The 11,915-nt window shown below is 71.4% G+C and carries 11 protein-coding genes; 3 read left to right on the top strand and 8 right to left on the bottom strand.

The annotated features are described in order from the left end of the window. Positions 1–96 precede the first annotated feature (96 nt). On the top strand, positions 97–795 hold the full coding sequence (locus tag BM385_RS08790; protein ID WP_093842705.1) for a TerD family protein: 699 nt from the start codon (positions 97–99) through the stop codon (positions 793–795). A gap of 22 nt (positions 796–817) precedes the next feature. On the opposite strand, the gene BM385_RS08785 is transcribed toward BM385_RS08790, so the two are convergent. From BM385_RS08785 to BM385_RS08750, 8 genes are all read right to left on the bottom strand, one after another. Beyond that, on the bottom strand, positions 818–1,357 hold the full coding sequence (locus BM385_RS08785; protein ID WP_139275153.1) for a hypothetical protein: 540 nt from the start codon (positions 1,355–1,357) through the stop codon (positions 818–820). Positions 1,358–1,479: 122 nt separating this feature from the next. Then, on the bottom strand, positions 1,480–3,276 hold the full coding sequence (locus tag BM385_RS08780; RefSeq protein WP_093842703.1) for an alpha/beta hydrolase: 1,797 nt from the start codon (positions 3,274–3,276) through the stop codon (positions 1,480–1,482). After that, positions 3,273–3,605: a hypothetical protein gene (locus tag BM385_RS08775; RefSeq protein ID WP_019433091.1), complete on the bottom strand. Its 333-nt coding sequence runs from the start codon at positions 3,603–3,605 to the stop codon at positions 3,273–3,275. The genes BM385_RS08780 and BM385_RS08775 overlap by 4 nt, the downstream gene beginning before the upstream one ends. A gap of 113 nt (positions 3,606–3,718) precedes the next feature. Then, positions 3,719–4,471: a hypothetical protein gene (locus BM385_RS08770; protein ID WP_019433092.1), complete on the bottom strand. Its 753-nt coding sequence runs from the start codon at positions 4,469–4,471 to the stop codon at positions 3,719–3,721. Between the two features lie 100 nt (positions 4,472–4,571). Then, a complete protein-coding gene (locus BM385_RS08765; protein ID WP_019433093.1) occupies positions 4,572–5,729 on the bottom strand; it encodes a DUF475 domain-containing protein in 1,158 nt (385 codons plus the stop codon). 47 nt (positions 5,730–5,776) lie between these two features. After that, positions 5,777–6,361, bottom strand: coding sequence for a TerD family protein (locus BM385_RS08760; RefSeq protein ID WP_019433094.1), 585 nt, complete (start codon positions 6,359–6,361; stop codon positions 5,777–5,779). A gap of 97 nt (positions 6,362–6,458) precedes the next feature. Next, positions 6,459–6,917 (bottom strand): peroxiredoxin, encoded by a 459-nt coding sequence (locus tag BM385_RS08755; RefSeq protein WP_019433095.1) that lies wholly within the window; start codon positions 6,915–6,917, stop codon positions 6,459–6,461. Between the two features lie 96 nt (positions 6,918–7,013). Continuing rightward, a complete protein-coding gene (locus BM385_RS08750) occupies positions 7,014–7,442 on the bottom strand; it encodes a DUF3052 domain-containing protein (protein ID WP_019433096.1) in 429 nt (142 codons plus the stop codon). 398 nt (positions 7,443–7,840) lie between these two features. On the opposite strand from BM385_RS08750, the gene aceE reads away from it, so the two are divergent. Together aceE and BM385_RS08740 are read left to right on the top strand one after the other, a co-directional pair. Then, on the top strand, positions 7,841–10,573 hold the full coding sequence (gene aceE / locus BM385_RS08745) for a pyruvate dehydrogenase (acetyl-transferring), homodimeric type (RefSeq protein WP_019433097.1): 2,733 nt from the start codon (positions 7,841–7,843) through the stop codon (positions 10,571–10,573). Positions 10,574–10,672: 99 nt separating this feature from the next. Beyond that, positions 10,673–11,899 carry an alpha/beta hydrolase gene (locus BM385_RS08740; protein ID WP_093842702.1) on the top strand — a complete coding sequence of 409 codons (1,227 nt, stop codon included), beginning with the start codon at positions 10,673–10,675 and terminating at the stop codon, positions 11,897–11,899. Positions 11,900–11,915 lie beyond the last annotated feature (16 nt).

Below are 11,915 nucleotides of genomic sequence, written 5' to 3'. Positions count from 1 at the left end.
GTCGATGTTTCCCGGGCACCCCGTCGGCAGCACCGGATCTCGGCCATCGTAAGCGCGCCGTTGTTTCGCCAGTGTGGCGGCAGGCAGGATTTCTCCATGACGCATGCGCTGGACAAGGGGGCCACCGTTCGGCTGCCGGTCACCTCGGTGCGGGCGGTGCTGCGCTGGTCGCCGCGCGGTCCCGGCGGCGCGGACCTGGACCTGTCGGCGCTGCTGCTGGGCGGTACGGGCCGGGTGCGCTCACCGGGGGACTTCGTCTTCTACAACCAGCCGCGCCATCCCACCGGTCTGGTGCGGCGGCTGCCCAAGCAGCGGGACGGGCACGGGCTGCTGGACACGGTGGAGGCGGAACTGGCCCGGCTGGACCCGGCGGTGGGCCGGGTGGTGCTGGCCGCCTCGGCGGAGCGGGGGTTCGACGCGGCCCGCAGCCACCCGCATCTGCTGCTGTACGGGGCGCTCGCCACCGAGCCGCTGGCCCGGTTCGCGCCCGAGCCGGGGCCCGGCGAGACGGCGGTGATCTGCGGCGAGCTGTACCGGTCGGGCGACGGCTGGCACTTCCGGGCCTCCGGGCTCGGGTTCCGGGGCGGTCTGGTCGCGCTGGCGGCCGAGTTCGGGGTGACGGCCGCCGCCCCGCCACCGTCCGCCCTGCCGCAGCCGTCCGCCGACCCGCCGCCCGATCCGCGGCGCGGCCCGGGGTACGGCTACCCGCCGGCCGGTGCCGCGCCCGTGGCGCCGCCCGCGCCCGATGTCGTCCTGCCGCCGCAGGGCCCGCAGTTCCTGCCACCGGCGCCCTGACCCGGGCGCCGCGCCCCTGCCCTCAGTACTCCCCCGCCGGGCTCTCGCCCTCCGGGGTGCTGAAGCAGGCGGTCTGGAGGGTGACGCGCAGCTGGGAGTCGTCGCCCCGCCCGGCCAGGGTGATGTCGGCGGCGGTGTGCAGTCCTGGGTGCTCCAGCAGCAGGCGCGGGGAGCGGTTGGCGTTGTTGAGGACGCCGTCCTCGGTGACGAGCCAGCCCTCGGCCGGGAGGTGCTGCCGCAGCCGGTCCATCGCCCGCTCCAGATCGGCGCGCGGCAGCCGGTGGACGCCCCAGGCGTGGTACAGCGTGAACAGCCGCTCGCGGTCCGGGTCATCGGCGCACACATCGACGCCGGGGCCGGGGTCGGTGACCGTCGCGCCGTCGGCGGGAGCGGCCAGCTCCAGCAGCTGGTCGGAGAGGGCCCGCAGCTCCTCCCGCGCCATCTCGACCGGCTTCTCGGCCACCGGGCCGGTACCGGTGCCGGTGCCGTCGTGCGTGCCGTCGCCGGTGCCGTCGCCGTCGTCGCCGGGCGCGCCGTGCGCCTCGTTCGCGTCCTTCGTCATGCTCGCGCCGCATCCCGTTGTCAGTGCCGTCAAAGCCGCCAGGGCCGCCAGGGCCGCCCGCGCGGTGAGCGCCGCCCGGACGGCCGCCGCCCGGGTCACCGGCCACCACCGCGCCGCCGCGCTCATCCCAGTTCCACGTCGTCGTACCGGCCGGCGATCACCCGCGACTGGTTGCGCAGGCTCTGGGAGTTCTCGTCCCAGTAGGCGCTGTGGCCGGTGGAGTCGTTCGCCATGATATGCGCGCCGAACTGCTCGTCGGAGGGCACGTTGGGCACCAAGTCGGTCTTCAGATACGGGATGCCGTACCGGCCGATCCCGATCCCGGCGTCGTTCTCGCCCAGGAACATCCGGCCCGCGTTGGGCACGATGTCGTCCAGGGTGCCCGCCGCCATCGACCACACGTGGCCGTCGCCCACGCCCAGGTCCTTGGCGTACGGCACCAGCATGCCGGGGCTGCCCACCGCCACGATGTCGTCGGTGGCGAGCCCGCCGCCGTCCTTGGCCGCCGCGCCGACCACCGTGCTGCCGTAGCTGTGGCCGATGACCGTGGTGTGCCCCGCGTCGGGGCCGCCGGCGGCCGTTTCCAGCCCGGCGGCGAAGTCGCGCAGCGCCGGGGCGGCGTCCAGGGCGTAGCCGCGGGAGGTGGCCGAGGGGATGATCTCGCCCTGTTCGAAGGGCATGGCGTTCTGGGGGGCGTCGTAGCCGAGCCACATGATGGTGGACACGCTCTCGCCCATGGCGGCGACCGTGCTCTCGCGCCACAGCCGGGTGGCGCGGACCAGGTCGCCCTCCACGTTCTCCAGCCGGGCCCCGGTGCCGGGCACGTAGACGGCGGTGTGGTCGGCCAGGTCGGGGTTGCCGACGGCGACGACGGCGCGGCCGTTGCCCTCGGTGGCGAAGGCGAGCAGGAACGTTTCGGGGAGCCCGCCGCTGCCGCCGGCCTCCAGGCGCCGCTGGATGGACTCCATGCCGCGCACCTGGCCCGCGAGCCGGTCGTGTTCGCGCTGCCAGTCGCCGTGCCCGGGGTCACCGGCGGCGGGTTCCCGGGCCCGCACCTCCGCCAGTTCGGTGCTGACGCGGGCGTACTCGATCTCCAGCACGCCCCGGTTGGCGCGGTCGCGTACGGTCGCGGGCAGCCCGTCCAGGGCGCCGACGGCGGCGGGGAACAGCGCGAGGTAGGTGTCCTGTTCGCGCTCGCTCAGCCCGTTCCACCAGGCGGCGTTCTCGGCCGGGGTCGCGCCGGCCGGGATGTCGGCGGCCGACAGCAGGCCGGTGAGCGCGGCGCCCACGGTGCGCAGGTCCTCGCCGGCGTCGGCCCACATCGCCGAGGTGATGCGCAGGCCGGGTTCGACGACGAGGGCGGCCAGCGTACGGGCGTACCGTTCGTCGATCTCCTCGGCCTGCCGCAGGGCCCGGCCGAGCCGCTGGGCGAGGCCGTGCGCGGTGATGGCGTGCGGGCCGCCGATGAGGGCGCGTACCGAGTCCAGGTAGTCGCCCACGGGTCCGTTGCCGCCCTGGTGGGCGGTGCCGCCGGGCCAGCCGGTGCCGCCGTCGGCTCCGGGGACCTCGGGGAAGGTGACGGAACCGTCCTCGCCCACCGGGTAGCCGTGTTCGGCGGCTTCCGCCAGGGCGGCGCGCAACCGCCGCTGGGCGTCGCCGAGTTCTTCGGCGAGTCCGTCCAGGGCGGCGGCCACCAGGCCGGACTGGAGGCGGGCGTACTCGCAGTTGTCGGCGAGGACGGTGACCCGGCCGAGGGCGGCGGTGACGGTCTCGCCGGAGCGCTCGCGCAGCAGGTCGGCCATCTCCTGGTCGACGAACTCCTTCGCCGTGCCGGCCCAGGTGGCGAACTGCGACCAGTTGCCGGCTTCGGAGGCGAAGTCGGCGGGGCGGGCCGCGTTCAGCTGCGAGACGGTGATCACGGGGCGGCGGCTCCCCGCTCCAGCCGGGCGCCGACGGCGGCCAGCTCGGCCCGGTTCCCGTCCTCGGCGGCCGTGAAGTCGCCCGCGGCGGCGTCCAGTCGGTGTTCGAGGTCGGCGGCTTCGTCGCGTACGGTGGCCAGCCGTTCCTCCCAGCCGGTACGGACCTCCCGGAGCCGGGCCACCACGTCGAGGCCGCCGCCGGGGGCGGCGCCGTCGCCTTCGGCGTTGCGCAGCAGCCGCAGCAGCACATCCAGATTGGCGGCGACCACCCCGGAGTTGACGGAGATGCCGCGCAACTCGCTCGGATCGACTTCCAGGCCGTTCGACAACGTCAGCTCCCCGCATCACCCGTTCGGCAGAGGGAAGCTATCAGGGCGGTGCCCCGGCGGACATGAGTACGGATACTCAGATCCCCGGAGCCGCCCATCCGCCCGTCCGGCCGTCAGGCGCGGCCGGCCTTGCGGCCCCGGGCCCAGGACATGCCCCAGCCGAAGAGGTGGTCGATCTCGGACTGGAAGCCGTAGGTGTACTTGACCTGGCGGCGCGCCACCAGGTGGCCCTTCTCGTCGTGTTCGATGAGCACCACGGCGCACGAGTGGGCCTGGTCCGGCGGGTCGATGAGGCCGATCTCGACGTGCTTGCCGTCGCTGGTGATGAGGGTGACGACCACGTCGGCCCGGGAGAAGGCGGCCACTCCGTCGTAGATGTAGACGAAGATCAGCAGCCGCTTGATCTCCTCCTTGTTGTCCAGGTTGATGTACATCTGCTCGCCGGAGGCGGTGCCGAACCGGTCGTCGCCGCTGAGCTTGATGTACGGCGGGTCGCCGAACTCGCCGGTCAGCCCGCCCAGCGGCTGCACCACGCCCTTGGTGCCGTCCTTGAGTTCGTAGAGGCAGCCGAGGTCGAAGTCGACGTTGGCGAGCCCCTGGGTGTGTCCCTGGATCTCGGCCGGTTTGAACAGCTCCAGCGGGTGCCGCCAGGCGTTCAGCTTGCGGTGGCTGGAGCCGCCCATGTCGGTGCGCATCCGCCAGGAGAGGTCGACCCGCAGGGTGCCGGTGTCGGCGCCGCGCCGGGTGAGGGAGAAGTTCGGGTACCGCTTGGTGAGTTCGTACGCGTAGCTGGTCGCGCCGCCCACCGTGTCGAACTTCTGCGAGGGCTCACGGCCGCGCTTGAGGTAACTCCACAGGGACGCCATGACCTACTCCACCAACCCTCGCATCCAACACGTGGCGGGGCGCCCTGGGTACGTGGCCCAGCGGCGCCCCGCCTGTTAGGTTTCCGCAATCCTGTGCCGCTCACACCCCGGAGGGTATGGCGGATTCATCGGAGGAATCGTCCTCGCGCCGTGCTGCCGCGTCCGCGCGGTTGGCGCGTACCGAGGACCAGAACGACAGGCCGATCAGCGCGACCCCGACCCCGCCGGTGACCCACTCGGGCAGGTGCCAGCGGATGCTGACCAGGAGCATGGTGGCCAGCGCGCCGATGGCGTAGTGGGCGCCGTGCTCCAGGTAGCGGTAGTCGTCCAGGGTGCCTTCGCGCACCAGGTAGATGGTGATCGACCGCACGTACATGGCCCCTATGCCCAGGCCGAGTGCCATCCAGAAGATGTGGTTGGTGATGGCGAAGGCGCCGATGACTCCGTCGAAGGAGAAGGAGGCGTCGAGGACTTCGAGGTAGAGGAAGAGGAAGAACGCGGCCCGGCCGGCGAGTCCGACGACGGTGGGCTGCTGCCCGGCCGCCCTGGCCTCCTCGGCTGCCTCCTCGGCCTTGGCCTCCTCGCGCTCCTCGTCCTCCTCCAGCTTGTTCTCGAAGAAGCCGGAGAGCCCGCCGACCACCAGGTAGGTGAGCAGGCCGGCGATGCCGGAGAGCAGGACGGTGCTGGACTCGTCGCTGTAGGTGCCGCCGTGCTGGTACGCGTGCGTGGCGACCGTGCTCGCGGTCAGCAGCAGCGCGGCCAGCGCGACACCGACCGAGAAGGCGTCGATCCGCCCGAGCCTGGCCAGCGGGCGCTCCAGCGGGCCCAGCCAGTGGACGTCCCGTTCCTGGAATATGAAGTTGAGGAAGATCATCAGCAGGAACATGCCACCGAAGGCGGCGATGGACGGATGGGCGTCCGTGACCATCTGCTCGTACTGATCGGGGTCGTCCAGCGCGAGCTGGACCGCGTCGATGGGGCCGACACCCGCCGTGACGCTGACGATGGCGACTGGGAAGACCAGTCGCATGCCGAACACCGCGATGAGGATGCCGATGGTGAGGAAGATGCGCTGCCAGAAAGCGTTCATCTTCTTCAGCACACCGGCGTTGACCACCGCGTTGTCGAAGGAGAGGGAGATTTCCAGGACGGAGAGGATCGCGACGACGGCGAAGCCCTCCCACCCCCAGAAGTAGAACGCTGCCGCCAATCCCATGGCGGTGACCCCGAAGGACCAGCCGAAGGTTTTCAGTATCACGAGAAGTCCTGTCTCCCACGCCGGGCGTCACGGCGTCGTGTCACGGGTCAGACGTTGACGCCGTAGTCGAGTGCGATGCCCCGCAGCCCCGAAGCGTAGCCCTGGCCGATGGCCCGGAACTTCCACTCGCCGCCGTGCCGGTACAGCTCGCCGAAGACCATCGCGGTCTCGGTCGAGGCGTCCTCGGTCAGGTCGTAGCGGGCCAGTTCGCGGCCGTCCGCCTGGTTCACGATGCGGATGTACGCGCCGAAGACCTGGCCGAAGTTCTGCTGGCGGGAGTCGGCGTCGTAGATCGACACCGGGAAGACGATCTTGTCGACGTCGGGGGCGATGTTCGCCAGGTCGACCTTGATCTCCTCCTCGTCGCCGCCCTGGTCACCGGCGCCGCCGACCAGCTCGTCGCCCATGTGCTCGACGGAACCGTCGGGGCTCTTGAGGTTGTTGAAGAAAATGAAGTGCTGGTCGCTGATGACCTTGCCCAGCGAGTTGGTCAGCAGGGCCGAGGCGTCCAGGTCGAAGTCGGCACCGGTGGTGGTGCGTGCCTGCCAGCCCAGGCCCACGGTCACCGCCGTCAGGTTCGGGGCCTCCTTGGTGAGCGAGACGTTGCCGCCCTTGGTGAGGCTGACTCCCACGGTGTCCTCCAGTCCGTTGTGGTGCGGGTGCGGTGCGTGCGGGGGCGCACGAACCGCCCCCAATATGTCATTACGACGCGTTGAGCGGTGATCCGGGTTACAGCGCCTTGAGGGCGGTGACGTAACTCTCGATGTCCCGGGCGTCCGGCAGGCCGTTGACGACCGTCCAGCGGACCACGCCCTCCTTGTCGATGATGAAGGTGCCGCGCACCGCGCAGCCCTTCTCCTCGTCGAACACGCCGTAGGCGCGGGAGGTGTCGCCGTGCGGCCAGAAGTCGGACAGCAGCGGGTACTCCAGGCCCTCCTGCTCGGCGAACACGCGCAGCGAGAACGGGGAGTCGTTGGAGACGGCCAGCAGCTGGACGTCGTCGTTGACGAACGTGGGCAGTTCGTCGCGCAGGGCGCACAGCTCGCCGGTGCACACGCCGGTGAACGCGAAGGGGTAGAACAGCAGCACGACGTTCTTCTCGCCACGGAAGGACGAAAGGGTGACCGACTGGCCGTGCTGGTTCTTGAGGGTGAAGTCGGGCGCCTTGGTACCGGGCTCAATCGCCATGGGCGGACATCCGTTCCGGTGTCGGTTGCATCTGTCGCGCCCAGCCTACGTTGCGGCCCCCGGCCACCGGGACGGCGCCGGGGACCGCTCGCGGCTCTACTTCCGGCCCGCCGCCTTGGGGCTGACCAGCCGGCTGCCCGTCCAGTCCTTGCCCGCGTTGACGTTCTTCGTCTGGGAGAGTCCGGCGGTCTTCGCCGCTTCCCCGATCTCGCTCGGCTCGACGTACCCGTCACGGCCGGGCTTGGGGGTCAGCAGAACGATCTGCCCGCCCTCGTCGAGGAGTGACAGGGCGTCCACCAGGGCGTCGGTCAGATCGCCGTCGTCCTCGCGGAACCACAGCAGCACGGCGTCGGCCACGTCGTCGTAGTCCTCGTCGACGAGTTCCTGGCCCGTGGTGGCCTCGATGACCTCGCGGAGTTCCTCCTCGGCGTCCTCGTCGTAGCCGATCTCCTGGACCACCATGTCGGGCTGGAAACCCAGCCTCACGGCAAGGTTGGTCTCCGCGTGGTCCGCGGTCGCGCTCACGGATTGCTCCTGTCCTGTCTCAGTCAGTACGGGTCGGGTCCGCGCAATGACGCGCGGCTTGGGCCGTAGTCCACACGGGCCGGGCGAATCGCGCAAGTACCCGGCCTGTGAACCCGGCCCGTCGTTGACGCCCGTGGCCCGTGTCGGCCATGGTTGCGTGATCTGCGTCATAGTTTCAGACGCCGCCCGCGCAGTGAGCGGCACCCCGGTGTCAGGCCCTCAGGAGCGGCCGGATGGCGGTATGCCGGCGGTGTCCACCGGAGTGAGGAATACCGCCCGGTAGAGATGATTTCCCGCCGCCGCCCGGTACACGATGGGGGCGGCGCCAAATCCCCGCACAACACCCCACAGCTCCCCACACCACCCCCACCTCCCAGCGAAGGACGTGAAGGAACAGCGTGGCTTCCGGATCCGATCGCAACCCGATCATCATTGGCGGCCTGCCCAGCCAGGTCCCGGATTTCGACCCCGAGGAGACCCGGGAATGGCTCGACTCGCTCGACGCGGCCGTCGACGAGCGCGGCCGGGACAGGGCTCGCTATCTCATGCTCCGGCTGATCGAACGCGCCCGCGAGAAGCGGGTCGCCGTGCCGGAGATGAGCAGCACCGACTACGTGAACACGATCGCGACCAGGGACGAGCCGTACTTCCCCGGTGACGAGGAGATCGAACGCAAGATCCTCAACGCCACCCGGTGGAACGCGGCCGTCACCGTCTCGCGCGCCCAGCGCCCCGGCATCGGGGTGGGCGGGCACATCGCCACCTTCGCCTCCTCCGCCTCCCTCTACGACGTGGGCTTCAACCACTTCTTCCGGGGCAAGGACGGCGGCGACGGCGGCGACCAGATCTTCTTCCAGGGCCACGCCTCCCCCGGCATCTACGCCCGCGCGTTCCTGCTCGACCGGCTGGGCGAGCGCCATCTGGACGGCTTCCGGCAGGAGCGTTCCAAGGCGCCCTACGGCCTCTCCAGCTACCCGCACCCGCGGATGATGCCGGACTTCTGGGAGTTCCCGACCGTCTCCATGGGCCTGGGCCCGATCGGCGCGATCTACCAGGCGCGGATGAACCGCTACCTCCAGGCGCGCGGCATCGCCGACACCTCCCGCTCGCACGTGTGGGCGTTCCTGGGCGACGGCGAGATGGACGAGCCGGAGTCGCTGGGCCAGCTGACGATCGCGGCGCGGGAGAGCCTGGACAACCTCACCTTCGTCATCAACTGCAACCTCCAGCGGCTGGACGGGCCGGTCCGCGGCAACGGCAAGATCATCCAGGAGCTGGAGTCGGTCTTCCGGGGCGCGGGCTGGAACGTCATCAAGCTGGTGTGGGACCGCTCCTGGGACCCGCTGCTCGCGCAGGACCGGGACGGGGCGCTGGTCAACAAGCTCAACACCACCCCGGACGGGCAGTTCCAGACGTACGCCACCGAGTCCGGCGGCTACATCCGCGACCACTTCTTCGGCGGTGACCAGCGGCTGCGGGCCATGGTCGAGCACATGACGGACGACCAGATCCTGCACCTGGGGCGCGGCGGGCACGACCACCGCAAGATCTACGCGGCGTACCGGGCGGCCAAGGAGCACCGGGGGCAGCCGACGGTGATCCTGGCGCAGACGGTCAAGGGCTGGACGCTCGGGCCGAACTTCGAGGGCCGCAACGCCACCCACCAGATGAAGAAGCTCACGGTGGCCGATCTGAAGGGCTTCCGGGACCGGCTGCGGCTGCCGATCCCCGACCGGGACCTGGAGGAGGGCCTGCCGCCGTACTACCACCCGGGCCGCGAGTCGCCGGAGATCCAGTACATGCACGACCGGCGCCGGGAGCTGGGCGGCTACGTGCCCACCCGGGTGGTGCGGGCGCGTCCGCTGACGCTGCCGGGCGAGGAGGCGTACGGGGCGCTGCGCAAGGGCAGCGGGCAGCAGTCGATCGCGACCACGATGGCGTTCGTGCGGCTGTTGAAGGACCTGATGCGGGACAAGGAGATCGGGAAGCGGTTCGTGCCGATCGCCCCGGACGAGTACCGCACCTTCGGCATGGACTCGCTGTTCCCGTCCGCGAAGATCTACAACCCGCTCGGGCAGATGTACGAGTCGGTGGACCGGGAGCTGCTGCTGTCGTACAAGGAGTCGCCGACCGGGCAGCTGCTGCACGACGGGATTACGGAAGCGGGGTGCACCGCGTCGCTGATCGCGGCGGGTTCGTCGTACGCGACGCACGGCGAACCGCTGATCCCGGTGTACGTCTTCTACTCGATGTTCGGCTTCCAGCGCACCGGCGATCAGTTCTGGCAGATGGGTGATCAGCTGGCGCGTGGCTTCGTCCTGGGCGCGACCGCCGGGCGCACGACCCTGACCGGCGAGGGGACCCAGCACGCGGACGGCCACTCCCAGCTGCTGGCCTCCACCAACCCGGCGTGCGTCGCCTACGACCCGGCGTTCGGCTTCGAGATCGCCCACATCGTGCGGGACGGGCTGCGCCGGATGTACGGCCCCGACGCCGAGGACGTCTTCTACTACCTGACGGTCTACAACGAGCCGATCCAGCACCCGGCCGAGCCGGCGGGGCTGGACACCGAAGGGCTGCTCAAGGGCCTGTACCGCTACCGAGCGGGCACCGGCGGCACGGTCGCGGCGCAGATCCTCGCCTCGGGCGTGGCGGTGCCGTGGGCGGTGGAGGCCCAGCGGATCCTCGCCGAGGAGTGGGACGTCCGGGCGGACGTGTGGTCCGCGACGTCCTGGACGGAACTGCGGCGCGAGGCGCTGGCGGCCGAGGAACACCACCTGCTGAACCCGGAGGAGGAGCCGCGCGTCCCGTACGTGACCCGCGCGCTGCGGGACGCCCATGGGCCGGTGCTCGCGGTCTCCGACTGGATGCGGGCGGTCCCCGACCAGATCGCGCGCTGGGTGCCCGGCACGTACCAGTCGCTGGGCGCCGACGGGTTCGGCTTCGCCGACACGCGGGGCGCGGCCCGGCGGTTCTTCCACATCGACGCGCCCTCGATCGTGCTCGGGGTGCTGACCGAACTGGTGCGGGACGGCAAGCTCAACCGTTCGGTTTTGCGCACCGCGATCGACCGCTACCAGCTGCTGGACGTGGCCGCCGCCGACCCGGGACCGGAGGGCGGCGACGCGTAAGTAGCACATAAAGGCTGGTCAGGCCCCATCGAGGTGTGTCACACGCCACGGCGGGGCCTGTCCGATTTGCGTCCTGAGGGCTCATATGATGCGCGCATAGTGCTGACTGTCGCCGCGCTCCGCCAGGACCGCCCCCCGTGGAAAGCCACCGCCCGGCGCGTACTGCTCCCGCTGGCGGTGGTGTTCGCCGTGCTGGCCACCGCCGGCTGGATGGCCAGGGGCGACACGCCGCCGCCCAGCGCCTACACCCGCGAACACGACGCCTGGTCCCGGGACACCCTGCACGGCGCGCCGCTGCCCGGCCCCGACCGGCCCGCCGCCGAGATCTCCGCCTTCTTCGCCGGCCTCACCGACGCCGAGGCGGACACCCTCGCCCTCACCTACCCCCTCGTCGTCGGCAATCTGGCCGGCGCCCCGCTCACCCTGCGGTACGAAGCCAACCGGGTGGCGCTCGCCGACGCCGCCGAGGCCGAACGCGAGCGCATCGCCATCGGCGGGTTCTCCCCCGCCGGGGCGCACGAGGCGCAGCGCCGGCTCAACCGCTTCGAGACGCTGGCGTCCCCGGATCGGCAGATCCTCGCCTTCGACCCGAGCGGCCGGGGCAAGGTGGCCGAGGTGCTGGGCGACCTGGAGAGCGCCGACCGCGTCGCGCTGATCGTGCCGGGCGTGGACAGCGATCTGCTGGGCTTTCAGAAGACCTTCGGCAAGTACACGGCGCCGGTCGGCATGGCGCAGGCCCTCTACCGCGAGGAACGGGACCTGGAGCCCGACCTGAACACGGCGGTCATCGCCTGGGCCGACTACGACGCGCCCACCGGCATCGCGATGTCCGCGTTCACCGGCGACCGGGCCGAGGCGGGCGCTGACCGGCTGCTGACCACCCTGACCGGGCTGCCGGGCGAGGCGCCGGTGGCCCTGCTGTGCCACTCCTACGGCTCGGTGGTCTGCGGCCTGGCCGCCGACCGGCTCCCGGCCCGGGTCACCGACATCGCGGTCGCGGGCAGCCCCGGGATGCGCGCCCCGGACGTCACGGCGCTGGGCACCGGGGCCCGGGTGTGGGCGATGGTCGCCGAGGACGACTGGATCAGCTCCGTGCCGCACCTGGAGGTCGGCCCGCTGGGCCACGGCGCCGATCCGGCGGAGCCGGAGTTCGGGGCCCGGCTGCTCAGCGCCGGGGACGCGGAGGGGCACGGCGGCTACTTCGAGCCGGGGGCCGAGAGCCTGGTGAATCTGGCGCTGGTGGCGACCGGCGCGGTCGACGATGTCCGGTGTGCGCCGGGCGTCTCGTACTGCGCGCCGTCCGACCCCTGCGCGGTGCTGACGTGATGCGCGTAGCGCTACC

Origin of the sequence: Streptomyces harbinensis (assembly GCF_900116145.1) — a bacterium.
GTDB lineage: Bacteria > Actinomycetota > Actinomycetes > Streptomycetales > Streptomycetaceae > Streptomyces > Streptomyces carpaticus.
Note: the sequence above shows the minus strand (reverse complement) of the source record. Positions and strands in the feature narration are given on the sequence as shown.

Bases quoted from the DNA above. Each gene is read 5' to 3' on its own strand.
- BM385_RS08770 (WP_019433092.1), bottom strand. From the start codon at position 4,471: ATGGCGTCCCTGTGGAGTTACCTCAAGCGCGGCCGTGAGCCCTCGCAG.
- BM385_RS08790 (WP_093842705.1), top strand. From the start codon at position 97: ATGACGCATGCGCTGGACAAGGGGGCCACCGTTCGGCTGCCGGTCACC.
- BM385_RS08755 (WP_019433095.1), bottom strand. From the start codon at position 6,917: ATGGCGATTGAGCCCGGTACCAAGGCGCCCGACTTCACCCTCAAGAAC.
- BM385_RS08785 (WP_139275153.1), bottom strand. From the start codon at position 1,357: ATGACGAAGGACGCGAACGAGGCGCACGGCGCGCCCGGCGACGACGGC.